17 protein-coding genes are annotated in these 24,955 nt (G+C 57.3%); 10 read left to right on the top strand and 7 right to left on the bottom strand.

Features of this window, described 5'->3' with window-relative positions; genetic code table 11:
- Window positions 1-96 precede the first annotated feature (96 nt).
- The 5 genes from OSH04_RS01020 to OSH04_RS01000 are packed head-to-tail and all read left to right on the top strand — an operon-like array spanning window position 97 to window position 7,411.
- Window positions 97-1,335 (top strand): efflux RND transporter periplasmic adaptor subunit, encoded by a 1,239-nt coding sequence (locus OSH04_RS01020; RefSeq protein ID WP_035271764.1) that lies wholly within the window; start codon window positions 97-99, stop codon window positions 1,333-1,335.
- A gap of 5 nt (window positions 1,336-1,340) precedes the next feature.
- Entirely contained in the window at window positions 1,341-4,535 is a 3,195-nt protein-coding gene (locus OSH04_RS01015; RefSeq protein ID WP_266107780.1) for an efflux RND transporter permease subunit, read from the top strand.
- On the top strand, window positions 4,535-5,998 hold the full coding sequence (locus OSH04_RS01010) for an efflux transporter outer membrane subunit (RefSeq protein WP_266107779.1): 1,464 nt from the start codon (window positions 4,535-4,537) through the stop codon (window positions 5,996-5,998). Before OSH04_RS01015 ends, OSH04_RS01010 begins: the two co-directional genes overlap by 1 nt.
- A gap of 55 nt (window positions 5,999-6,053) precedes the next feature.
- A complete protein-coding gene (pdxJ, locus tag OSH04_RS01005) occupies window positions 6,054-6,791 on the top strand; it encodes a pyridoxine 5'-phosphate synthase (RefSeq protein ID WP_009457072.1) in 738 nt (245 codons plus the stop codon).
- A 50-nt stretch (window positions 6,792-6,841) separates the two neighbouring features.
- Window positions 6,842-7,411, top strand: coding sequence for a nitroreductase family protein (locus OSH04_RS01000; RefSeq protein WP_266107778.1), 570 nt, complete (start codon window positions 6,842-6,844; stop codon window positions 7,409-7,411).
- 196 nt (window positions 7,412-7,607) lie between these two features.
- Here OSH04_RS01000 and OSH04_RS00995 read toward each other — a convergent pair whose 3' ends face one another.
- Window positions 7,608-8,069 (bottom strand): MerR family transcriptional regulator, encoded by a 462-nt coding sequence (locus OSH04_RS00995; protein WP_266107777.1) that lies wholly within the window; start codon window positions 8,067-8,069, stop codon window positions 7,608-7,610.
- A gap of 128 nt (window positions 8,070-8,197) precedes the next feature.
- On the opposite strand from OSH04_RS00995, the gene OSH04_RS00990 reads away from it, so the two are divergent.
- Window positions 8,198-9,583, top strand: coding sequence for a dihydrolipoyl dehydrogenase (locus OSH04_RS00990; RefSeq protein ID WP_266107776.1), 1,386 nt, complete (start codon window positions 8,198-8,200; stop codon window positions 9,581-9,583).
- 130 nt (window positions 9,584-9,713) lie between these two features.
- On the opposite strand, the gene OSH04_RS00985 is transcribed toward OSH04_RS00990, so the two are convergent.
- Window positions 9,714-10,070 (bottom strand): ArsR/SmtB family transcription factor, encoded by a 357-nt coding sequence (locus OSH04_RS00985; RefSeq protein ID WP_266107775.1) that lies wholly within the window; start codon window positions 10,068-10,070, stop codon window positions 9,714-9,716.
- Window positions 10,071-10,274: 204 nt separating this feature from the next.
- On the opposite strand from OSH04_RS00985, the gene fusA reads away from it, so the two are divergent.
- Window positions 10,275-12,392 (top strand): elongation factor G, encoded by a 2,118-nt coding sequence (gene fusA, locus OSH04_RS00980; protein ID WP_254001887.1) that lies wholly within the window; start codon window positions 10,275-10,277, stop codon window positions 12,390-12,392.
- 129 nt (window positions 12,393-12,521) lie between these two features.
- Here fusA and OSH04_RS00975 read toward each other — a convergent pair whose 3' ends face one another.
- From OSH04_RS00975 to OSH04_RS00955, 5 genes are read right to left on the bottom strand one after another with little or no spacing between them, the layout of a single operon-like run.
- Window positions 12,522-13,133, bottom strand: a complete 612-nt coding sequence (locus OSH04_RS00975; RefSeq protein ID WP_266107774.1) for an SCO family protein — start codon at window positions 13,131-13,133, stop codon at window positions 12,522-12,524.
- Between the two features lie 15 nt (window positions 13,134-13,148).
- On the bottom strand, window positions 13,149-15,221 hold the full coding sequence (locus OSH04_RS00970) for a M3 family metallopeptidase (RefSeq protein WP_266107773.1): 2,073 nt from the start codon (window positions 15,219-15,221) through the stop codon (window positions 13,149-13,151).
- Between the two features lie 15 nt (window positions 15,222-15,236).
- Window positions 15,237-16,100 carry a bifunctional methylenetetrahydrofolate dehydrogenase/methenyltetrahydrofolate cyclohydrolase FolD gene (folD, locus tag OSH04_RS00965; protein WP_026483301.1) on the bottom strand — a complete coding sequence of 288 codons (864 nt, stop codon included), beginning with the start codon at window positions 16,098-16,100 and terminating at the stop codon, window positions 15,237-15,239.
- Window positions 16,101-16,724 (bottom strand): response regulator transcription factor, encoded by a 624-nt coding sequence (locus OSH04_RS00960; RefSeq protein WP_042480818.1) that lies wholly within the window; start codon window positions 16,722-16,724, stop codon window positions 16,101-16,103.
- Window positions 16,721-18,478 (bottom strand): PAS domain-containing sensor histidine kinase, encoded by a 1,758-nt coding sequence (locus tag OSH04_RS00955; protein ID WP_035271741.1) that lies wholly within the window; start codon window positions 18,476-18,478, stop codon window positions 16,721-16,723. The genes OSH04_RS00960 and OSH04_RS00955 overlap by 4 nt, the downstream gene beginning before the upstream one ends.
- A gap of 267 nt (window positions 18,479-18,745) precedes the next feature.
- On the opposite strand from OSH04_RS00955, the gene aceE reads away from it, so the two are divergent.
- Genes aceE through lpdA form a run of 3 tightly spaced genes read left to right on the top strand, consistent with a single transcriptional unit; the run spans window position 18,746 to window position 24,954 of the window.
- A complete protein-coding gene (aceE, locus tag OSH04_RS00950) occupies window positions 18,746-21,454 on the top strand; it encodes a pyruvate dehydrogenase (acetyl-transferring), homodimeric type (RefSeq protein WP_035271739.1) in 2,709 nt (902 codons plus the stop codon).
- Between the two features lie 11 nt (window positions 21,455-21,465).
- Complete coding sequence (gene aceF, locus OSH04_RS00945; RefSeq protein ID WP_115633737.1) at window positions 21,466-23,166, top strand: dihydrolipoyllysine-residue acetyltransferase; 1,701 nt, start codon at window positions 21,466-21,468, stop codon at window positions 23,164-23,166.
- 9 nt (window positions 23,167-23,175) lie between these two features.
- Window positions 23,176-24,954: a dihydrolipoyl dehydrogenase gene (gene lpdA, locus OSH04_RS00940; RefSeq protein ID WP_009457034.1), complete on the top strand. Its 1,779-nt coding sequence runs from the start codon at window positions 23,176-23,178 to the stop codon at window positions 24,952-24,954.
- Window position 24,955: the final 1 nt, after the last annotated feature.

Raw genomic sequence — 24,955 nt, 5'->3', positions numbered from 1 at the left:
CGCTTTTTCGACATATACTTGCTGCTTGTCCAAACCATACAATCCAGTCAGTTTAAGCGTTAAACTCCCATGCAACGCTTAGCTCAGGAGTTCTTCATGTCATTTCAAAGCTTGTTGGGTCGGCAGACTTTTCGTATTGCTGCCTTCTCTTCCTTGGTTCTGCTCGCCGCTTGCGGCAACAAAGAGCCTCAAGCTCCGGCCGGCGGGATGAAGGTCCCGGTCAGTGTGATTACCGTCCAACCGACTTCTACCGAGTTGTTCTCCGAGCTGCCTGGACGAGTCGAAGCAATTAAAGATGCACAAATCCGCGCCCGTGTTTCCGGGATTGTGGAAGAGATCAACTTTGAGCAGGGCGCTGATGTCAAACAAGACCAGCTCTTGTTTACCATTGACCCGGCTCCGTACCGTGCAGTTCGTAATCAAGCTGCAGCCCAGCTGAAAAACGCCCAGGCTGACGCACAAAGTGCCAAGCAATTGGCGCAGCGTTACGAGCGTCTGATCAAGGAAAATGCGGTTTCCCGCCAGGATTACGACAACGCCAAGGCCCGCGCCATGCAGGCCGATGCCGCCATTGCCGCTGCACAGGCGACCCTGGACAGCGCCAATATTGATCTGGGCTACACCAAGATTGTGTCGCCCGTGTCGGGCCGTATCGGCAAGTCCCTGGTTACCGAAGGTGCTCTGGTTTCTGCCGCCAACGCCACCCATATGGCCACCGTGCAGCAACTGGACCGTGTCTATATAGATGTGACGCGTTCCACCGCTGAGCTGACGCAACTGCGTCGTGCCATGGCTGCTGGTACGTTGAAGTCGGCTGGTGAAGGCCAGGCCAAAGCCAAGGCCGTGCTGGAAGATGGCTCCCTGTACGATCAAGATGGCGTTTTGCTGTTTAGCGGTGTCAGCGTGGATCCTTCCACTTCGCAAGTAACCTTGCGTGCCGTGTTCCCGAACCCTGACGAAATCCTCTTGCCCGGTATGTACGTACGCGTTCGTCTGGAACAAGGTGTGATTCCGGATGCCTTGCTGGTGCCCGCGCAGGCTGTTCAGTACACCGCGGATGGTGCCTCTAATCTTTACATAGTTCGTGAAGACAAGGCTCAGTCTGTACCGGTTGTACTGGGGGCTGAGAACGATGGTCAGTACGTGGTGAACAAAGGCTTGCAAGCCGGCGATCAGATCATTGTCGAAGGCTTCCAGAAAATCCGCCCCGGTGCCCCCGTCCAGGCGATTCCTTGGAAGGGCAACAAACCCGATGCAGCACCTGCTCCTGACGCGGCCCCCGCACAGGAACCGGCCGCCGCTGCTGAGCCAAACGAAGCCAAGTCTAGCGAGTAAGCGACATGCCTCAGTTTTTTATTGAAAGGCCCATTTTTGCATGGGTCGTTGCCTTGGCGATCACGCTATTTGGCTTATTGGCTTTGCCCAATTTGCCAGTAGCGCAGTATCCCGATGTGGCACCCCCTTCGGTCACCATTCGGGCGACCTATCCAGGCGCAACGGCGGAAGACGTCGCCAGCACGGTAGCCAGTGTGATCGAAGATCAGTTGAACGGTGCCAAAGGCCTGCTGTATTACGAGTCCGTCAGTGACTCCTACGGCTCGACCGAAATCACCGCTACTTTCCGTCCTGGCACCAATCCTGACATGGCTCAGGTGGACGTCCAGAACCGGGTCAGCAACATTACCGCGTCCTTGCCGACGGCAGTTATGGAGCAAGGTCTGCATGTCGAACAGTCCAGTACCGGTTTTCTGCTGGTGGCTACCCTGTCGTCGACAGACGGCAGCATGGACCAGACTGCTTTAGCTGATTACATCGAGCGCAATATCAAGAACACGATTTCTCGTGTTCCTGGCGTGGCTCGATTCCAGCTATTTGCTTCGGGTCGGGCAATGCGCGTTTGGTTGGATCCTGCCAAGTTAGTGGGCTTCCAGATGAGCCCCTCAGACGTTACTACGGCGATTCGTCAGCAGAACATGCTGGTGTCGGCTGGTATTTTGGGCGGCCCTCCTAATCCGGACAGTCAACGAGTAGCTGCGCCTATTACGGTGAATGGTCAACTGCAAACGGTCGAAGAGTTTGAAAATATCATTCTGCGCTCGCAGTCTGATGGTTCGACCGTGCGCATTAAAGATGTCGCGCGTGTGGAAGTGGGGGCAGATAACTATCAGTTTGGCGCTCGTCTGAATAGTAAGCCTACGGCCGCTTTTGCTATTTCCTTATTGCCTGAGGCTAACGCCTTGGATACCGCAGCGGCTATTAAGGTCGAAATGGAAAAACTGTCGGAGTTTTTCCCCCAAAACGTACGTTACGATATTCCTTACGACACTTCGCCCTACGTGGATAAGTCCATTACACAGGTGGTGTACACCTTGCTGGAAGCCATGGTGCTGGTATTTATCGTGATGTACGTGTTTCTGCAGAACGTACGCTATACGGTAATTCCCGCATTGGTAGTGCCAGTGGCGATTTTGGGTGCGTTCGCGGTAATGCAGGTGTTAGGCATGTCTGTGAACGTGCTCACCATGTTTGCGATGGTGTTAGCCATTGGTATTTTGGTGGACGACGCGATCGTGGTGGTGGAGAACGTCGAACGTATCATGGTCGAGGAGGGGATCTCTCCTAAGGAAGCCACCAAGAAAGCTATGCCGCAGATTAGTGGCGCTATTGTCGGTATTACCTTGGTGTTGTCGGCGGTTTTCCTGCCCTTGGCATTTATGTCTGGCTCGGTGGGTGTGATCTACCGGCAGTTCTCGGTTGCCATGGCGGTGTCAATTGGCTTTTCCGGGCTTTTGGCATTGACATTTACTCCTGCCTTGTGCGCAACCTTGCTTAAACCGATTCCAAAGGGTCATCACGAAACCAAGCGCGGTTTCTTTGGCTGGTTTAATCGTGTTTTTACCAGCACCACCAACGGCTACGAGAGCTTTATCGGTAAGACTCTGCGTCGTGGTGGCCGGATGATGTTCATCTACCTGATCATGGTGCTGGTGTTGGGCTTCCTGTACATGCGCATGCCGACCGCGTTTTTGCCCGAAGAAGATCAGGGCTACGTGATTGCTAACATCGAGCTGCCAGCCGGTTCGACGGCCAACCGTACAATTGAAACCATCTCCGCGGTAGAGAACTACTTCAAGGAGCAGCCTCAGGTTGAAAATATCATTGCCGTTCAGGGCTTCAGCTTTAACGGTAGTGGTTTGAACTCGGCTATTGCCTTTGTGCCCTTGAAAGACTTCAACGAACGTAAAGGCAAGGAAAACTCGGCTCAAGCCATTTCAGGCAAGGCCATGGGCCAATTGCTGTTCGGTCTGCCTGATTCCATGGTGATTGCGATCGTGCCGCCCGCTATCTCTGCTCTGGGTAACTCCTCGGGTATTGATATGCGGTTGGAGGACCGTTCTGGCATGGGGCACGACGCTTTGATGGCAGCCGCCGACCAACTATTGAGTTTGGCCAAGCAAAGTCCTGTGTTTGACCCGCAAAGCGTGCGTATCACTGGCTTAGGACCTGGCAAGCAGATCCGTCTGGAAATTGATCGTGAAAAAGCGGCTGCTTTGGGTGTCAACTTCAATGAGGCATCTGCCTTGATTGCTGGCTCTTTAGGTTCGTCCTTTGTGGGCAAATTCACTAACCAAGGTCGTGTACAGAGTGTTTGGGTGCAAGCCGATGCGCCATATCGCATGACTATTGATGATGTGCTCAAGCTCAATGCTCGCAACAGCGAAGGCAAGATGGTCCCGCTTTCGGCTTTTGTCACTCAGACGACAGAGCAGGGGCCGGTACAGATTGTGCGCTATAACAGTTACGAATCCGTCCGCATCAGTGGTGGTCCTGCTCCTGGCTATACCTCGGGTCAAGCCATGGAGGAAATGGAAAATCTGATGAAGCAATTGCCCAATGGATTAGGGGTGGACTGGACTGGCTTGTCTTATCAAGAGCGTCAGGCTGCTGGTCAGTCAGGTATCTTGCTGAGCTTGGCTGTACTGGTTGTGTTCATGATCCTGGCCGCCTTGTATGAAAGCTGGGCTATCCCGCTATCAGTGATGCTGGCTGTGCCGTTGGGCATGTTGGGCTCAGTGCTGCTGGTCTCTGGTTTGGGAATGCCTAATGACGTGTATTTCCAGGTCAGTATCGTGACGGTGATCGGTCTATCAGCAAAGAACGCAATTCTGATCGTTGAGTTTGCCAAAGATGCTTACGCACGTGGTGCAACCTTGGTTGACGCAACGTTGGAGGCCGCCCGCTTACGTTTCCGGCCGATTTTGATGACTTCGTTCGCCTTTGTGTTGGGTGTGGCTCCTCTAGCTGTGTCTACAGGTGCTGGGGCGGCAGGTCAAAATGCCGTGGGTTTGGGTGTGCTAGGGGGCATGATCGCGGCCACACCTCTCTCGGTTCTTTTGGTGCCGACCTTCTTTGTCGTGATCCTTAAGCTCTTTAAAACCAAACCTCGTCTGTTTGGCGAAGCCGCCCGATTGCACGAGGAAGAACAGGCCAAACAAGCTGCACAGCCGGCCGGTTCGCAAGGAGGACAGCACTGATGTCTAGCATGTTTTTACGTAGCCCCTTGGTGCTGGCCGTGGCGTTTGCCTTGTCGGCTTGCTCCTTGGCACCGAAGTACGAGCGTCCTGATTCTCCCGTGCCCGCACAATTCCCTCTGGCCCAGCAGGGCCAGGCGGATGCGGCACAGGCTGCTGATCTGGGCTGGCGTGAATTCTTTACGGATCCGCGTCTGCATGCCCTGATCGAGCAGGCTCTGGAGAATAACCGCGATCTGCGTATTGCCACCCAGCGCATCGAGGAAGCTCGCGCGCAATACGGCGTGGCACGCAGTGACCAGTTGCCCAGCATTGGTGTGCAGGCGGCCGAGCAGGCCACCCACACACCGGCTGGACTGCGTCCAGGTGGCCCAACTTCGGCCCCCGTAACCCGTACGTTCCAGGCCGGTGTCGGTATCACTGCTTTCGAGCTGGACTTCTTTGGTCGAGTGCGTGATCTGGCTCGTGCTGCTCAAGAACAGTACTTTGCCACCGAGCAGGCCCAACGTACCGCCCATATCGCCCTGGTGGCGGGCACCGCCGAAGCCTACTTCAAGGTGCGTACGGCCGAAGAACTGCATGCTTTGATGAGCAATACCTTGCGCAGCCGTCAAGAGACATTGCGCCTGGTGCAGTCTTCTTACGATGCCGGTACGGTGTCGGCGCTGGACCTGAACCAGGCCAAGGTGCAATACAACACCGTGCGTTCCGATATGCAGGCTGTCGAGCGTGATCGTCAGCGTGCACTCAATGCCTTGCAGGTCTTGTTGGGCGGTGAAATACCGGCTGACTTGCCAGCAGGCTTGCCCTTTACCCGTGCTCAGCTGATGCCTAGCTTGCCTGTAGGGTTGTCGGCAGAATTGCTGGAGCGTCGTCCTGACATTCTGGCCGCCGAGCACGTCTTGCGTGGTTCCAACTACAGCATCGGGGCAGCACGCGCTGCTTTCTTCCCGCGTCTGAGCCTGACCGGTCTGCTGGGCTTCATGAGCCCCGAGCTGGGTGGTCTGTTCAGTTCGGGTAACCGTTACTGGCAATTCCAGCCGCAAATTACCATGCCGCTGCTCTCGGGCAGTACCTGGGCCAATCTGGATCTGGCCGAGGCTCGTCGTGACATTGCGATCAGCCAGTATGAAAAAACCATTCAGGAAGCCTTCCGCGAAGTGGCTGATGCTCTGGCGGGCGAAGCCACCTACGGTCAGCAGATCGACGCCTTGCAAGAGGTTGATCAGGCTGCCAGCGAAAGCTTGCGTCTGGCCAAGCTGCGTTACGAAGTGGGTATAGACAGCTTCCTGCAGGTGCAAACGGCGGAAGTCAGCCTGTACGGTACGCGTCAAGCCTATATTCAGACTGGCTTGGCATCCCTGATGAACCGGGTCGAGTTGTACAAGGCTTTGGGTGGCGGCTGGACAGCTGAAACCGTCAAGCCTGAAACAAAGACCCAGGCCACTGGGACAGCACCGGAGTAAACAGGCGATAATACGTCTGGTCATTCATCCCTGAAACTACGGAGGTCCTTGGGGAATGTTAGAACTGGGCGTCAATATCGATCATGTGGCGACGCTGCGCCAGCAGCGTCTGACCACATACCCTGATCCAATTCAGGCCGCTTTGCGAGCAGAAGAAGCCGGAGCGGACCTGATCACCTTACATCTGCGTGAAGACCGGCGTCATATTCAGGATGCCGACGTCGAGGCCCTGCGCCCCGTACTGCGTACCCGGATGAATCTGGAATGCGCCATCACCACCGAAATGCTGGACATTGCCTGCCGTATCAAACCGGACGATGTCTGCCTGGTTCCTGAACACCGTGCTGAACTGACGACCGAAGGTGGTCTGGATGTGGTCGGTCATCTGGACCAGGTCAAGGCTGCTGTGCAGCAATTGCAGGCTGCTGGCATTCGTGTCTCGCTGTTCATTGATGCCGACCCGGCGCAAATCCGAGCCGCCAGTGACGTGGGTGCCACTGTGATCGAACTGCACACTGGCACCTATGCGGATGCTCAAACGCCCGAGCAGGCCGCCAGCGAACTGGAGCGTATCCGTGCCGGTATTGCTCAAGGTGTGTCGCAAGGTCTGCGTGTGAATGCGGGTCATGGCCTGCACTACGGCAACGTACAAGCGATTGCCGCCTTGCCGGGGCTGACGGAGCTTAATATTGGTCACGCCATTGTTGCCCAGGCTGTCTTTGACGGTTGGGAAAAAGCCGTGCGCGACATGAAAGCCCTGCTGGTGCAAGCGGGCGCTCCTGCTCAAGCCTGACTGAGCCCTGCCATCTGGGCAGGGCACTCTTAACTGATTCTGGAAGCACTATGAGTACCATTGATTCCCTATTGTCCCGCCGCTCCGTCAAGCTGGTGCAAGGCCCCGGGCCGAACGAGCAAGAGCTGGACCTGATTTTGCGCGCTGCCATGGTCGCTCCTGACCATGGCCGTTTGCAGCCATGGCGCTTTTGCCTGATCCGCGGTGAAAACGTGCAGGCTCTGGGCGAACTGGCCATTGCCGCCAATGAGCGCGCCGGTAATCCCTTGACCGAGCAGAAAGCTGCCAGCGTCCGCGCCTGGCTGGCCAAAGTGCCCATGCTGATTGCTGTAGCCAGCCACATCGATCATGGTGAAGAAAAAATCCCTGAACTGGAGCGTGTTCTGGCAACGGGCGCAGCCGTCAGCAATATGCTGCATGCGGCTCACCAGTTGGGCTTTGGCGCTTTCTGGAGCACTGGCCTGGGCACCTATGGTGAAGAAGTTCCGGAAGCCCTGGGCTTCGATTCCCTGGATTACCAATTCCTGGGTTTTGTGTCGGTGGGTACGCCTATTCACAATCTGGGTCCTGCCCAGCGTCCCGAACCACAAAAGTTTGTGACGGAGTGGCAGTCTGCTTAAATTTGCGGGTAGCCTGCGCGAGCCAAGTTCGCGATTGTGAAGAAAAAGCCTGAGTTCGTCATTGAACTCAGGCTTTTTTGTCTTCTCCTGCTCAGTAAGTGATGCAGGCTGGAGGAGCAGTGGGAGGCGTTGGCTTCCTGTCCTGTTCCCCGCTCCCTTGTCTTGGTTCCTGCCTGTCTAAACCCGCTCTCAGGTCCTAAAGCTTGGCTGTATTGCTTTTCTGATGGGCAGGTTTATGCGATTGAGCCTTGGTCGAGCCATCTGTATGACAGCATGCTCCCTCCAAACCATCCAGAATCGGACAATCTGGATGTTGGTCCCCCTGGCATTGTTCAGCCAGCACACGCAGCTTGGCGGCCATGTCCAGCAGCAGGGCCGCGCGGCTTTCCAGATCCTTGATATGAGCCTGGGCCAGTTGCTTGACCTCGCTGCTGGGACGTTGCTGGTCGCGCCACAGGCTGGTCAGTTGCTGAATGTCCGCCAGATTGAAACCCAGGTCCTTGGCGCGAACAATAAAGTGCAAGGTATCCAGGTCCTGATCCTGGTAGACGCGGTAGCCATTGGGGGCACGGTCACTATTCAAGAGTCCCAGATCTTCATAGTGCCGGATCATTTTGGGTGTCAGGCCGGTTACGCGGGCCGCTTCACTAATCAGCATGGGCTTTCCTCGGGCAGTGCAAGGGGACTGCGTTATGATTGAAAGAGTCAATTCTGCACATTGTAGAACGGGTGGTCGGGCAGGTCATCAGGCCCCTGATTGCCTTAGTATGGACTCAAGGAGCGGTTATGAAAGAAATTCAGTGTGATGTTGCCGTGATTGGAGCGGGGACAGCAGGCATGACAGCGTATCGTACGGCCAAACGCGCCGGTAAACGAACGCTGATGATTGAATCAGGCCCCTATGGCACCATGTGCGCACGTGTTGGCTGCATGCCATCCAAATTGCTGATCGCAGCAGCGGACGCTGCCCATCATGCCCGCCATACCGCTCCTTTCGGTGTTCACGTAGACGGCAATATCCGCATTGAAGGCAAAGAGGTCATGGATCGCGTGCGTCGCGAGCGGGATCGCTTTGTGCAATTTGTGGTGGACGATGTGGAAGGCTTTGATGCCGAAGACAAAGTGCGTGGTCATGCCCGCTTTGTGTCCGAGCATGTGCTGGAAGTGGATGACCATACCCGTATCACCGCAGGGCACGTGATTATCGCCACTGGCTCTACACCCGTGCGCCCCAAGGAGCTGGAGCCGCTGGAGGCTTTGCTGATCAATAACGAGGATGTTTTTGACTGGACGGATTTGCCGGAAAGCGTGCTGGTTGTCGGTACGGGCGTGATTGGCCTGGAGTTGGGTCAGGCGCTGGCGCGTGTGGGCGTGAAGGTGTCCATTATCAACCGCAGCCAGAGCCTGGCTGGGCTTTCGGATCCCGAAGTGCGTGAAGCCGGACGAGCGATTTTCAATCAGGAACTGAACATTCGCGCTGACGTAACCGTGTTGGGCAGCGAAGTCGTCAATGGCAAGGCGCGCGTGCGCTTGCAGGTGGATGGCAAGGAACTGGTCGAGGATTACGACTACGTTCTCGGTGCCGCAGGCCGCAGACCACAGTTGGATAATTTGGGGCTGGACAATACCCCTGCACAGTGGGATAGCAAAGGACGAGTAGTGTATGACCCTGCCAGCCTGCAGCTGAAAGGCACTTCTATTTATCTGGCCGGTGATGTGAACCAGCGTGCGCCTATCTTGCACGAGGCAGCGGATGATGGTCGTCTGGCCGCTTTGCAGGCCGTCAGCAATGGCCAGGACAAGCCCATGGCGCGTCGTGCGCGCATGGCAGTGATGTTCACGGATCCACAGGTGGCCGTGGTTGGCACGCCCTTTAAATCCCTGCCAGAAGGCGCGGTGACAGGGAGTGTGAACTTCGGCAATCAGGGCCGTGCTCGCGTGATGCTGGTCAACCGTGGCTTGCTGCATGTGTATGCGGATAAGGAAGGCAAGTTCCTGGGAGCCGAGATGGTCGGGCCTCAAGCCGAACATATCGCCCATTTGTTGGCCTGGTCCTTGCAGATGGGGCTGACCCTGGATCAGATGCTGGCCATGCCGTTCTACCACCCCGTATTGGAAGAGGGCTTGCGTACGGCGCTGCGCGGTGCTCAATCAGCTTTGCGCGGCAAGTAAGCCCGTTTGAACGGGTCTGATTCCGTGCTTGGGTTCTTGTCCCGAGAATCCTGATCCTGTCTGTGAACTGCCCGCCAAAAGTTGGACATTGATCCGACCTTTGGCGGGCAGTTTGATTTTCAGGGTGCTTTTAGTATTTAGCGGCGTTTTGTAGATGCTGCGCGGTGGTCGCCTCGGTTACCGGGTCATTTTCCAGAGCGCCCAGCAAGGAATGCAGCAGGCCGGGAAAGCGGTCCTCCAGATCGTCCTTGCGCAGCGACAGCAGGTTCTCTCGTCCAGAAGGTCGCTGCCAGATTACGCCGCTATCACGCAGGACGCGCCAGTGATGCGTCATGGTGGATTTGGTTTGGCCTTGCAGTAGCGAGCCACAGGCGCGTTCGCCTTCAGAGGCCAAAGCACGCACAACGGCCAGACGCAAGGGATTGCCCAGGGCAGTCAGTACATTTTCCAAGCGAATCTGTGCGCGCTCGGGATGATTGGGAAGCATATCGAGTCCTGTCATTATTCGTCGCGGTGATTGTACCTGTGTCCACGTACCGTTTTCGCGCTGTGGTGTGGATGCACGACGCGTGGAAAAAATCTTGTTAATGGTACGATTGTAGGCGTACTATCTGATTGTTATCAACCACTGAAACAACAGGAGCCCAGGTGCCTTGCATTGCAAGGCAGGACGACTCCAAGGACAATCATCATGGCTCGCCATACACCCATCACTCGCTATCGGAACATTGGTATCTCGGCGCATATTGACGCTGGCAAAACCACCACGACCGAGCGCATTCTTTTCTACACCGGCGTCAGTCACAAGCTGGGGGAAGTGCATGACGGGGCGGCCACTATGGACTGGATGAGCCAGGAGCAGGAGCGTGGTATCACCATTACCTCGGCGGCCACCACCTGCTTTTGGCGAGGCATGGATGGCTCGCTGCCCGAGCACCGCATCAATATCATCGACACCCCCGGCCACGTGGATTTCACCATCGAGGTTGAACGCTCCATGCGCGTGCTGGACGGCGCGGTCATGGTGTATGACGCGGTCGGTGGGGTACAGCCGCAATCTGAAACGGTTTGGCGTCAGGCCAACAAGTACAAGGTTCCGCGCCTGGCCTTCGTCAACAAGATGGACCGCGTCGGGGCGGATTTCTTTCGCGTACGTCAGATGATGATGGACCGCCTCAAGGCCAATCCCGTGCCTGTGGTGATTCCTATGGGGGCTGAAGATGGCTTCAAGGGCGTGATCGACCTGCGTTTGATGAAAGCGATTGTGTGGGACGAGGCCTCTCAGGGCATGAAGTTCAGTTTTGAGGACATCCCTGCGGATTTGCTCGCTGCGGCCAGGCAATGGCGCGAGCGTATGCTGGAAGCGGCGGCCGAAGCCAATGAAGAGCTGATGAATCAGTACCTGGAAACGGGTGATCTGAGCGTGGCCCAGATTACGTTGGGCCTGCGCTTGCGCACTATTGCTGGGGAGATTCAGCCCATGCTGTGTGGCTCGGCCTTCAAGAACAAGGGTGTGCAACGCATGCTGGATGCGGTGGTGGAACTGCTGCCTTCTCCCGTAGATGTGCCTGCAGTGCAAGGCGTGGACGAGGCTGGCGAAATCGTCACTCGCCAATCTGACGACAATGAGAAGTTCTCGGCATTGGCCTTCAAGCTGATGACGGACCCGTATGTCGGCCAGTTAACCTTTGTGCGTGTGTATTCCGGTGTGCTGGCCAAGGGCGATAGCGTCTATATTCCCGGCCGTGGCAAGAAAGAGCGTATTGGCCGGATTGTGCAGATGCATGCCAATGACAGGCATGAAGTCGATGAACTGCACGCCGGTGATATTGCCGCCTGCGTTGGCCTGAAAGAGGTCAGCACAGGGGAAACCTTGTGTGATCCTTCGGCCATTATCACCCTGGAGCGCATGGAGTTTCCCGAGCCGGTGATTCGTCAGGCTGTGGAGCCCAAGACCAAATCCGATCAGGAAAAGATGGGGATTGCGCTCTCGCGCCTGGCTTCTGAAGATCCGTCCTTCCGTGTCAGCACGGACGAGGAGTCGGGCCAGACGATTATTGGCGGTATGGGCGAGCTGCATCTGGAGATCATTGTGGATCGCATGAAGCGCGAGTTCGGCGTGGAAGCGAATGTGGGCAAACCACAAGTGGCCTACCGCGAAACCATCAGCAAGACCGTGCGCGATGTCGAAGGCAAGTTTGTGCGTCAATCTGGCGGTAAAGGACAGTACGGCCATGTGGTCTTCACTCTGGAGCCGCAAGAGGCGGGCAAGGGCTTTGAGTTTGTCGACGCCATCAAGGGCGGGGTGGTTCCGCGTGAATACATTCCGGCGGTGGAAAAAGGCGTGCTGGAGGCCCTGAACAGTGGTGTGCTGGCGGGCTATCCCGTGGTGGATGTGAAAGTGACACTGACCTTCGGTTCTTACCACGACGTGGACTCGTCCGAGCAAGCCTTCAAGATGGCGGCGATCTTTGGTTTCAAGGAAGCGGCCAAACAGGCGTCACCCGTGATCCTGGAGCCCATGATGGCGGTGGAAGTGGAAACGCCTGAGGACTATGCTGGCAATGTGATGGGGGATCTGTCCAGCCGTCGTGGCATGGTGCAGGGTATGGATGACATGGTGGGAGCGGGCAAGCTGATCAAGGCGGAAGTGCCTTTGTCCGAGATGTTTGGCTATGCCACTACGCTGCGTTCCATGTCCCAGGGCCGTGCAACGTACAGCATGGAGTTCAAACGCTACGCGGAAGTGCCCAAGTCCATGGTGCAGGATCTGGTGGCTGAACGTCAGAGCACACGACACGGAGGCTGATACCAAAGGGGGCGGGTGTTCCTGTGTCTAACCAGGCACGGGAACACCCGCCCCGATGCTTTGCCTGTTGTTGTGTTGAGGGCGCTGTTGGCCAGTCTGATCTGAGGTTTGATTCAGGGCCAAGCTCGTTTAGTTCAGCAGACTGCGTACTCCATCCGCCAGAACCTGCACCGACTCGGTGTCCGGTGCCAGATATCGCGCTCTGCCTTGCTGATCGAAGATATATACGCCACGGCTGTGCGAGACCTCGTAGTTTTCGGGTGCTTTGGGATCGGGTTTTTCAATCTGGAAGGCCACTCGGTAACGACGGGCCAGATCGGCAATCTGCTTTTCAGAGCCTGTCAGGCCGGTGGTGTGCTTGCCATCAAAGGCGGCCACATAACGGGCCAGGGAGTCGGGCGTATCGCGGTGGGGGTCAACACTGACAAAGAGGATGCGCACCTGCTCGGCATCGTTCCCCAGCTCTTCCATGACCAGGCCCAGCTGGGCCAAGGTGGTAGGGCAAATATCCGGACAACTGGCATAGCCAAAAAACATCATGACGACTTTATCCTTGAAGTCATCCTGGGTGACGGTTTTGGGGCCAGCGGCTTGCAGGGAAAAACGCAGATCGGGCAGAAAGCCACGTACGGGATGCAGATTGGCAGCGGCAGCGCTGCCTAGCAGGAACAAGCCCAGCGCCAGTGTCAGGCCAAACTGTTTAAACAAGACAAGAATGGACTTTACTGGGCTGGGTGTCATGGACGTCCTCTGGGTTTAAGCAGGCTCTGGAGTGAGCCCGCTGTGACGGAGCAGGGCGGTAATGGAAGGATCGCGGCCACGGAATGCACGGAAGGAGTCGGCAGCCGGGCGTTCGCCCCCTACGGACAGAATCTCGCGCCAGAAGCGATGGCCCGTATTGCTGTCGAGGGTATCACGTGCCCCATCCGAGTGGGTATAGGCTTTTTCCTCAAAGGCCGAGTAGGCGTCGGCGGACAGGACTTCAGCCCATTTGTAGCTGTAGTAACCCGCGCCGTAGCCACCCGCAAACAAGTGCGAGAACTGATGCGGGAAACGGTGCCACTCAGGCGGGAACAGCACGGCGACTTCCTGGCGAACCTGATCCAGAATCTCCATGACGGCTTCAATGCTCAGGCCGCTGTCACGCGAGTGGATCAGCATGTCAAATAGGGAGAACTCCAGCTGGCGCACCATTTGCATGCCGCTTTGGAAGTTGCGGGCCAGATTGAGCTTGTTGTAGAGCGCACGGGGCAGGTGCTCGCCGGTTTCCACGTGGGCCGTCAGCATTTGCACCACAGGCCATTCCCAGCAGAAATTTTCCATGAACTGCGAAGGCAATTCGATGGCGTCCCATTCCACGGCGGAGAAGGCCGAGGCGGCTGGATCATCCACACGCGAGAGCAGAGTGTGCAGGGCGTGGCCGGACTCGTGGAACAGGGTGATCACATCGTCATGCGTGAGCAGGGCGGGGCGACCGGGCTGGGGTTCGGCAAAGTTGCATACCAGGTAGGCAATAGGCAGGCACAGCTGTTCACCCAGACGGCGACGGCTGCGTTCGCTATCGACCCAGGCACCGCCTTGCTTGCCTTGGCGGGCGTGCAGGTCCATGTACAGATAACCCAGAACTTTGCCGTCGGAAGCCATGACTTCAAAGGGGCGTACGGCAGGATGCCAGGCAGGCACGTCAGCGGCGCGCAGTGTCACGTCAAACAGGCGCTGAATGACTTTGAACAGGCCGTTCAGAACGGCGGGTTCCGTGAAGTACTGTTTGATCTCGTCTTCCGAGTAGGCGTAGCGCTGTTCACGCAGGCGTTCAGCGCTGAACGGCACATCCCAGGCTTGCAGGGTCTCCAGGCCCAGCTCCTTTTTGGCGAAGGCTTGCAGCTCGTCCAGGTCCTGGCGGGCGTAAGGGCGAGCCTTGGCAGCCAGATCGCGCAAGAAGCTCATCACCTGTTCCGGGGTGTCGGCCATGCGGGTTTCCAGACGCATATGGGCGTAGCTGGCAAAACCGAGCAGGCTGGCTTCCTGGGCGCGCAGGTCCAGCAGCGTTTCAATGGCCTGGGAGTTATCAAATTGGGCATCGCCTTGATCGGAGGCAATGGTGGTATAGGCCCGGTACATCAACTCGCGCAAGGTCTGGTTGCGTGCGTATTGCATGACAGGCAGGTAGCAAGGCATTTTCAGCGTCAGACGCCAGCCTTGCTGATCGTTTTCCTGAGCAGCGCGTTGAGCAGCGGCCAGCACATCGTCCGGGATGCCGTCCAGCTCGGCCTGGTCAGTGACCAGGTAATGCCACTGATCAATGGCATCCAGCACGTGCTCGGAGAATTGCTGCGAAGTCTGTGCCAGCTCTTCGGAAATACGGGCGTAGTCTTCACGCGCCTGACCCTCCAGTTGCACGCCGCTCAGGCGGAAATCGCGCAGGGCAAGGGTAATGATGCGTTGGCGCTGGGGCGTCAGGGTGGCAAAGGCCGGGCTGTCGGCCAGCGCCTGATAACGCAGGAACAAAGGACGGTTCAAGCCCACCCAGGTCGAGAACTCGCTCATGCGCGGCAGGCATTGGTTGTACACCGTGCGCAGTTCGGGCGTATTGATGACCGAGTTCAGGTGACCGGCCACCGACCAGGCGCGATACAAGGTTTCGGTGGCGTCGGTGATGGGCTCGACGATGTTGTCCCAACTGGGTTCGCTAGCGTCGTTGGAGACTGTGTCTACGGCTTGGCGGGCCAAGGCCAGCAGTTGGTCCACCGCCTGCTCGATGTGCTCGGGCTGGATGGCGGGATAGTCAATAAGGCTGTCGATAGGAACCAGTAAGGGATTTGTCGTCATAAACCGTTGATTAAATTAAAGACTGATGTTGGCCGAACGTTCGGCCGCTTCCAAGGTGTTGACCAGCAGCATGGCAATGGTCATGGGGCCGACGCCGCCGGGTACGGGCGTAATGGCCGAGGCCACTTCGCTGGCACTGGCAAAGTCCACGTCGCCGCACAGCTTGCCGTCTGCACCGCGGTTGATACCCACGTCGATCACGACGGCACCGGGCTTGACCATATCGCCGGTAATGATGCCTGGGCGGCCTACGGCAGCGACCAGCACATCGGCACGGCGTGTCTGGGCGGCCAGATCGCGCGTTTTGGAGTTACAGAGGGTGACGGTAGCGCCCGCAGCCAGCAAGAGCATGGCCATGGGTTTGCCCACGATATTGCTGGCGCCCACGACGACGGCTTCTGCACCGCGCAGTGCCACGTTTTCGGATTCCAGCATTTTCATGACGCCGTAGGGCGTGCAGGGGGCAAATAGCGGCTTGCCCGTCATGAGCATGCCGGCATTGCTGACGTGGAAACCATCCACGTCCTTGTGCGGTGCAATGGTTTCAATCACCTTGTGCTCGTCCAGATGGGCGGGCAGGGGCAACTGAACCAGAATGCCGTGCACCGAGCTGTCCTGATTCAAGCGAGTGATCAGGGCCAGCAGCTTGGTTTCGGTGGTGTCGGCAGGCAGACGGATGATTTCGGATTTCAGGCCGGCGGCTTCGCATGCCAGGCCCTTGTTGCGTACATAAACCTGGGAGGCCGGATCTTCACCGACCAGTACCACGGTCAAACCGGCTTGAATGCCGTGGGTTTGTTTCAGCTTGGCAACGCGTTCTGCAACGTCCGCCTTGATGGCGGTGGACAGCTTTTTTCCATCAATAATGCGAGCACTCATTTACGCATCCTCGGACTTGGTGAGGGCGATTTTCATGAGGTCGGCAACCGTAGTGACTTCCAGTTTTTCCATGATATTGGCGCGATGCGCTTCGACAGTTTTAATGCTGATGTTCAAGTCCCCAGCAATCTGCTTGTTCAGGCGACCGGCAACAATGCGTTCCAGCACTTGCTGTTCGCGCGCTGTCAGGCGGCCCAGGACTTCTTGTTGATCTTTTTGCGCCTGCGCTTGCGAGGCACGAGCCGTAGCCTGTTCGATCATGCGGCTGACAATAGTGCGCAGATCGGCTTCGTTAAAGGGTTTTTCCAGAAAGTCGATAGCGCCTTTCTTCATGGTGCTCACAGCCATGGGCACGTCACCGTGGCCGGTAATGAACACAATCGGGATGTTCGACTTGCGAGCGATCAGGGCTTCCTGCAGCTCCAGGCCGCTCATGCCGGGCATGCGCACGTCCACAATCAGGACGGCCACCTGGGCCGGGTCGTAGGCGCCCAGAAACTCTTCGCCCGATGCAAAGCAGCGGACCCGATAGCCGTTAGCTTCCAGGAGCCAGCGCAAGGAGTCCCGTACGGCTTCGTCGTCATCGACTACGTAAATGGTGCATGGCATTTGCGGGCTGGTCATTCGGGTATCTCCAGTTTGTTATCAAGGGTGTCCGTTACATCCGGTGCCGCACAAGGTAGACTGAAACGGAAAATCGTTCCACCCTCTGGATTGCCGACAGCCCACAGGCGGCCGTGATGCGATTCAATAATTGTGCGACAGATATTCAGGCCCATCCCAAGGCCTTCGGACTTGGTACTGTAAAACGGTTCAAAGAGGCGCTCCGGATCTTTCAAGCCATGACCGCGATCGATGACGGCCATCTCCAAAAGCGATTCTTGTTGGGTAATCACCAATTGAAGCACATGATGCTCGCTGTGTTCCATGGCTTCGATCCCATTTTTGAGCAGATTCAATAATACCTGTTCTATGAGAATGGGGTCGGCAATGACGTCAGGAACGGGGTCCGGAATGCTCAATTCAATCTCGATCTGGCGCTTGCGGGCGTCGATTTCGGCAAAGCCGACGGCATTTTCCACAATACGCATGACCTTGACGCGGACGCGGCGCGGTTCGCTACGTTTCACGAATTCACGAATACGGCTGATGATCTTGCCCGCGCGCTCGGCTTGCTGGGCCGCTTTTTCCAGCGCGGCCAGCAGGGTTTCAGGCTGGTAGCGACCAGATTTCAGCATGGCAACTGCGCCCATGCTGTAGTTATTGATGGCCGTCAGCGGCTGGTTCAATTCGTGCGCCAGCGAGGAAGCCATTTCGCCCATGGTGGTCAGGCGGCTGGTCAACTGCACCTTTTCTTGCTGAATGCGCGAGGCTTCTTCGTGCTTGCGGCGGTCGGTAATATCGCGCGCCACTTGCAGACGTACACGGCGGCCGTCTGTCCAGGCCAGCATGCGGTGATGAACTTCGAACCAGCGGGCCGCCGATTCGGAGTAGATCTCTACGGTTTCATCCGTAAAGCGACCCAGGCGGCCACCCAGCAATTCAGCGTGACCATTGGATTGGGCGCCAAAGAAGCGACGATAGGTGCGGTTGGCAAACAGCAGTTCCAGACCGTCCGATGTATCGGCCACCACGGAAATGGCATCATCCAGACCTTCCAGTACCGTCATGAAGCGTTCATGCGCGGCGGTCAGGGCTTCGCGAATACGCTTGGGTTCGGTAATGTCCGTCATGGAAGTCATCCAGCCGATCTGCTCTCCATTAGGGGCACGCAAGGGCGAGACATACATACGGGCCGTAAAGCGCGAGCCATCGCGGCGCTGAGCCTCCACTTCCAGACCACTGCTGGGCGTGCGGCCGGACAGCAAAAGATCCAGGGTTTCCTGGTGCTGTTGATGACGACCGGGTAACCAGTAAGGGAAAGGGGCGGTACGACCGACCAGATCGGCCTCGTTCCAGCCAATCATTCTGCAAAAAGCCGGATTCACATAAGCGATGCGGCCCTGCATGTCAAACACGCGCATCCCCGTGGACATGGAGTTTTCCATGGCACGCCGGAAACCCGTCTCGGCGGTTTGTGCTGCCTCGGCATGGGTGCGGAAGCGGGTATAGCGCCACAGGGCCAGCAAGCTGACCACAATCACCAGGGACAGGGCCAAAATCACCATCATCAGGCGTTGCTGGCGCGTTTCCTGATCGATGGTCACAAACATGACGCTATCGTTTTGCAAACGCTGCAGCCACAGGAATACCCCCATGACACAGAGGTAGAGAAACAGCACGACAACCGGTGTCAGCCAATAGAATCCACGCCGATTCTGCTTGGCCTGATCATAGAAGGTTGAAGGGATCAGAGACTTTTTGGGATGAGTAGCCATAACAGCAAGAAAAGAAGTATGGCTGGATTGTAATGTAGGGCTATTTTTTTTAGTGATATTTCGTATTATGAAAACACATACCATAAAATGAAATTTTGCTTGAGCGTTTCTGTGTTCTTTCCTAGAATGGTTTGGTGCAGGCGTACCCCGCCTTGAACGCTCACAGTCCGCAAAACCCGCTTCGGTCAGGATCGCTTTACTTCTTATTAGATGGGCGGCTCAGCGTCGAGCAAGACCGGACTACTACCACATATATGGAGACACTATATGTCCTCAACCCAAGACAATAGTTCGGCTCAGGTCAGTCAAGACCAAGCCCTAGAAACAAAAGAGTGGCTTGACGCCCTGGAAGCGGTGGTGGACCGTGAAGGCCCGGCCCGTGCTCATGATCTGATCGAAAAGCTGATCGATCTGGCCCGTCGCTCCGGTGCTCACATCCCGTTCTCGCCCAACACGGCTTACGAGAACACGATTCCTCCGGGTCTGGAACCTGCCCACCCTGGCAACCTGGTGCTCGAAGAGCGCATCCGTTCCTACATTCGCTGGAACGCCATGGCCATGGTGGTGCGCGCCAACCGCGAAACCCCTCCTGATGGTGGTGGTCTGGGCGGTCACATTGCCTCCTTTGCGTCGCTGGCCACCATGATTGGTTGCGGTCAGAACCACTTCTGGCACGCTGAAACCGAAGATCGCGGCGGCGACATGGTGTTCTTCCAGGGCCATTCCTCGCCCGGTATTTACGCCCGCGCCTTTATGGAAGGCCGTATCTCCGAAGATCAGCTGAACAACTTCCGTCAGGAAGTCGATGGCAAAGGCTTGCCATCCTACCCGCATCCCAAGTTGATGCCCGAATTCTGGCAGTTCCCCACCGTGTCCATGGGTCTGGGCCCATTGATGGCGATCTACCAGGCTCGTTTCCTGAAGTACCTGCATGCCCGTGGCATTGCTGATACCAGCGGCCGTAAAGTCTGGGTATTCCTGGGCGACGGCGAGATGGACGAACCCGAATCCCTGGGCGCCATCGGTCTGGCTGCACGTGAAAAACTGGACAACCTGATTTTCATCGTGAACTGTAACTTGCAGCGTCTGGACGGTCCTGTGCGCGGTAACGGCAAAATCATCCAGGAACTGGAAGGTACCTTCCGTGGTGCAGGCTGGAACGTGCTGAAACTGATCTGGGGCGGTTACTGGGATCCATTGCTGGCCCGTGACAAGGAAGGCATCCTGCGCAAGGTCATGGAAGAAACCGTGGACGGCGAATACCAGGCCTACAAGGCCAACGACGGTGCCTACGTTCGCGAGCACTTCTTTGGCAAGCACCCCAAGCTGCTGGAAATGGTCAGCCGCATGAGCGACGAGGACATCTGGCGTCTGAACCGTGGCGGTCACGATCCTCACAAGGTGTACGCTGCGTTTGACGCTGCCACCAAGCACGAAGGTCAGCCTACCGTTATTCTGGCCAAGACCATCAAGGGCTACGGCATGGGCCACGTGGGCCAGGCCAAGAACCCATCGCACCAACAAAAGAGCCTGGATCTGGACGCCGTGCGCGAATTCCGCGACCGTTTCAACATCCCGGTTCCTGATGACAAACTGGAAGAGCTGCCTTACTTCAAGCCAGCTGATGACTCTCCAGAAATGCAATACCTGCACGCCCGCCGTCAGGCATTGGGCGGCTACTTGCCCAAGCGTCGCACCAAGGCCGATGAACAGCTGACCGTGCCGACTCTGGACGCATTCAAGCCCATGCTGGAAGCCACTGCCGAAGGCCGTGAGATTTCCACGACGCAAGCGTTTGTGCGCTTTTTCAACACCTTGCTGCGTGATAAACAAGTCGGTCCTCGTGCCGTACCTATCCTGGCTGACGAATCCCGTACCTTTGGTATGGAAGGTCTGTTCCGTCAGATCGGTATTTACGCACCGGAAGGCCAGAAGTACACCCCGGTCGATAAAGACCAGGTCATGTACTACCGCGAAACGGCCAATGGTCAGTTGTTGCAGGAAGGTATTAACGAACAGGGTGCTTTCAGCTCCTGGATTGCGGCGGCCACGTCGTACTCCAACAGCAACCGCATCATGATTCCGTTCTTCATTTATTACTCCATGTTCGGCTTCCAGCGCTTTGGCGATCTGGCCTGGGCAGCGGGTGACATGAAGGCACGCGGTTTCGTGCTGGGCGGCACTGCCGGTCGGACCACCTTGAACGGTGAGGGTTTGCAGCACGAAGATGGCCACAGCCATATTCAGTCCTCGCTGATTCCTAACTGCGTATCCTACGACCCCACCTTCGCTCACGAAGTGGCTGTCATCATGCAGCATGGTTTGAAGCGCATGGTTCAGGACCAGGAAGACGTGTACTACTACGTCACCCTGATGAACGAGAACTACGCTCAGCCCGGTCTGGTCGAAGGCGACGAAGACGGTATCCTGCGCGGTATGTACAAGTTCAAGTCCGTTGCCAAGGACAGCAAGCTGCGCGTTCAGTTGATGGGTTCGGGCACGATTTTGCGCGAAGTGATCGCAGCACAAGAATTGCTGGAAAAAGACTGGGGCATTGGCTCCGACGTTTGGAGCGTGACCAGCTTTACCGAACTGCGTCGTGATGGTCTGGATTGTGAGCGCGCTGCGCTGCTGAATCCTGAAGGCAAGGATCTGCCCGTGCCTTACGTGACGACTCAACTGGCTAAAACGGATGGTCCTATCGTGGTCTCCACCGACTACGTCAAGGCCTTTGGCGACCAGATTCGTCCGTTCGTGCCTAAGGATCGCACCTTCAAAGTGTTGGGCACCGATGGTTTTGGCCGCTCCGACTACCGCTTCAAGCTGCGCGAGCACTTTGAGGTTGATCGTCACTTCGTGGTGCTGGCTGCTCTGCGCGCGCTGGCTGAAGACGGCAAGATTCCGTTCAGCAAAGCGTCCGAGGCGATTGCCAAATACGGCATCAATCCTTCCAAGGCCAACCCGCAGCACGCATAAGGGACTGAACCATGAGCAATATCATTCAAGTCAAAATCCCGGATATCGGTGCTGACGACGCTGTCGAAGTGATCGAAATCCTGGTCAAGGAAGGCGAGACCATTGAGGTCGAGCAAAGTCTGATTACTGTGGAGTCCGACAAGGCCTCCATGGAAATCCCCTCGTCCGATGCTGGCGTGGTCAAGTCGATCAAGGTCAAGCTGGGCGACAAGGTTAAGGAAGGCAGTCTGGTTCTGGAACTGGAAGCCGCCGAAGGCGCGCAGGCCGCGCCTGCCGCTGAGCCTGCCAAGGCCGAAGCTGCTCCCGCTCCTAAAGCTGAAGCTGCGCCCGCAGCGGCTCCTGCCGCCGCCGCGGCAGCCCCGGCCGGTGGTGAACAGCAAGTTACCGTCCAAGTGCCTGACATTGGCGACGCCCGCGATGTGGACGTTATCGAAATCATGGTGCAAGTGGGTGACACCATCGAAGTGGACCAAAGCCTGATCACCGTGGAATCGGACAAGGCTTCCATGGAAGTGCCGTCTTCCCACGCCGGTGTGGTGACGGCCATCAAAGTGAAACTGGGTGACAAGGTCAGCCAGGGTAGTGACATTCTGGAACTGACAGTGCAAGGAGCTGCTGCAGCCCCTGCACCCGCCAAGGCCGAGGCCGCTCCCGCTCCTAAAGCTGAACCTGCTCCCGCAGCAGCGGCCGCTCCTGCTGCCAGCTCCTCGGTGGTGGTCGGTGCTGGTGCGCCGGCTCCAGAGCGTGTTTCGCCCACTGCCGCTTTTGCGGAAACCGAAGGCTCCTTGCGCAATCTGCCGCATGCCTCGCCTAGCGTACGCAAGTTCGCTCGCGAGCTGGGTGTGGATCTGACCAAGGTTCATGGCTCGGGCGATAAAGGCCGTATTACGGCTGACGATGTGCGTGGCTTTGTGAAGCAAGTCATGGCGGGCGGCGCTGCTCCGGTTATTGCTGCCGGTACCGCTGCTCAAGTCGGTGGTCTGGATGTGTTGGCCTGGCCCAAGGTCGATTTTGCCAAGTTTGGCCCAGTCGAAACGCAGGCCCTGTCGCGCATCAAGAAGATTTCCGGTGCCAACCTGCATCGCAACTGGGTCATGATTCCTCATGTCACCAATAACGATGTGGCTGACATCACCTCTTTGGAAGCCCTGCGTAAAGAGCTGAACGAGGAATACAAGAAGTCCGGCGCTCGCGTCACCATGCTGGCTTTCGTCATCAAGGCTGCCGTGGCTGCCCTGAAGAAATTCCCCGAGTTCAACGCTTCGCTGGACGGCGACAATCTGGTGCTCAAGCAGTACTACCACATTGGTTTTGCAGCTGACACGCCTAACGGTCTGGTTGTGCCGGTTATCCGTGATGCCGACAAGAAAGGCATTCTGGACATCGCTCGCGAAACGGGCGAACTGGCTGCCGCTGCCCGTGATGGCAAGCTGAGTGCCGCTCAGATGCAAGGCGGTTGCTTCACCATTTCCTCGCTGGGCGGTATTGGCGGTACGGACTTCACACCCATTATCAATGCGCCAGAAGTGGCCATTCTGGGTCTGTCGCGTTCCTCCATGCAGCCAGTCTGGAATGGCAAGGAATTCGAGCCACGTCTGATGCTGCCTCTGTCCCTGTCCTACGACCACCGCGTTATCGATGGTGCCGCCGCCGCCCGTTTCAATGCCTTCCTGGCAACGATGCTGGCCGACTTCCGTCGCATCGCACTGTAAGGAGTTGTCATGAGTCTGATTGATCTGACGGTCCCGGATATCGGCGACTCCGGTGAAGTAGATGTCATCGAAGTGCTGGTGCAAGTCGGCGATACGGTCGAGGTCGAGCAAAGCCTGATCACCGTGGAGTCCGACAAGGCCTCCATGGAAATCCCTGCCGCTCAGGCAGGGGTGATCAAGGAGTTGCTGGTCAAAGTGGGTGACAAAGTCTCCCAGGGTTCGGCCATTGCCAAGATTGAAGCGTCGGAGAGCCAAGCCGCTCCCGCTGCAGCACCCGCTAAACAAGAAGAAGCGCCTAAAGCAGCGGCGGCTCCGGCCGCTGCCGCTCCGGCTGCGGCACCTGCTCCGCAGGCGGCCAGCCATCAGGGCGGCGCGGATGATTCCGTGGATGTGGTCGTTCTGGGCGCGGGCCCAGGCGGTTACAACGCGGCCTTCCGTGCGGCTGACCTGGGCCTGAAAGTGGCTCTGGTCGAGCGCTACAGCACTTTGGGTGGCGTGTGTTTGAACGTGGGTTGTATTCCTTCCAAGGCCTTGCTGCATACCGTAGCGGTCTACGAGGAAGCCAAGTCCCTGGCAACACACGGCATCAAGTTCGGTGAAGCGCAAATCGATATCGACGCGCTGCGCGATTACAAGAACAAGGTGATCGGCAAGTTGACCGGTGGCCTGGCTGGTATGGCCAAGGGCCGCAAGGTGCAGGTTGTGGTCGGTAACGGCCAATTCCTGGACCCCAACCACATCGAAGTGACCGCCAACGACGGCACCAAGAAAGTGATCAAGTTCGGCTCGGCCATTATTGCGGCCGGTAGCCAGTCGGTAAAACTGCCATTCCTGCCTGACGATCCACGCGTGGTGGACTCCACCGGCGCGCTGGAACTGAAGTCTGTGCCCAAGCGCATGCTGATCGTGGGTGGTGGCATCATCGGTCTGGAAATGGGTACGGTGTACTCGGCTCTGGGTGCCCGCCTGGACGTGGTGGAAATGCAGACCGGCCTGATGCCGGGCGCAGATCGCGACGTGGTCAAGGTGTGGGAGAAGATGAACAAGCACCGCTTTGATCACATGATGCTGGAAACCAGCACTGTGGCCGCCGAAGCGCGCGAAGATGGCATCTGGGTGACTTTCGAAGGCAAGAATGCTCCGGCCGAGCCGCAGCGTTACGACCTGGTTCTGCAAGCCGTGGGCCGTTCGCCCAATGGCAAGAAGATCGGTGCCGAGAAGGCCGGTGTGCAGGTGACAGATCGTGGCTTCATCCCGGTTGACAAGCAACAGCGCACCAACGTGCCGCACATCTATGCGATTGGCGACATCGTGGGTCAGCCCATGCTGGCACATAAGGCCGAGCACGAAGCGCACGTGGCTGCTGAAGTCATCGCTGGCGAGAAGTCTTTCTTTGATGCCCGCGTGATTCCTTCGGTGGCTTACACCGATCCGGAAATCGCCTGGGTGGGTCTGACAGAAGATCAGGCCAAGAAAGACGGCATCAAGGTCGAGAAGGGCGTGTTCCCCTGGGCTGCATCTGGTCGCGCGATTGCGAACAACCGTGATGAAGGCTTTACCAAGGTTCTGTTCGATGCTGAAACCCACCGTATCGTGGGTGGCGGTATCGTCGGTACCAATGCGGGCGAGCTGATTGGTGAGCTGGTTCTGGCTATCGAAATGGGTGTGGACCCGGTCGATCTGGCTAAATCCATCCATCCGCACCCCACCTTGTGCGAGTCGGTCAGCAAGGCTGCTGCCGTCGCAGAAGGGACGTGCACGGACTTGCCTCCAACGCGTCGCAAGTAAT

Origin of the sequence: Alcaligenes nematophilus (assembly GCF_026344155.1) — a bacterium.
GTDB lineage: Bacteria > Pseudomonadota > Gammaproteobacteria > Burkholderiales > Burkholderiaceae_B > Alcaligenes > Alcaligenes phenolicus.
This window is presented reverse-complemented; position numbering and strand designations above follow the sequence as displayed.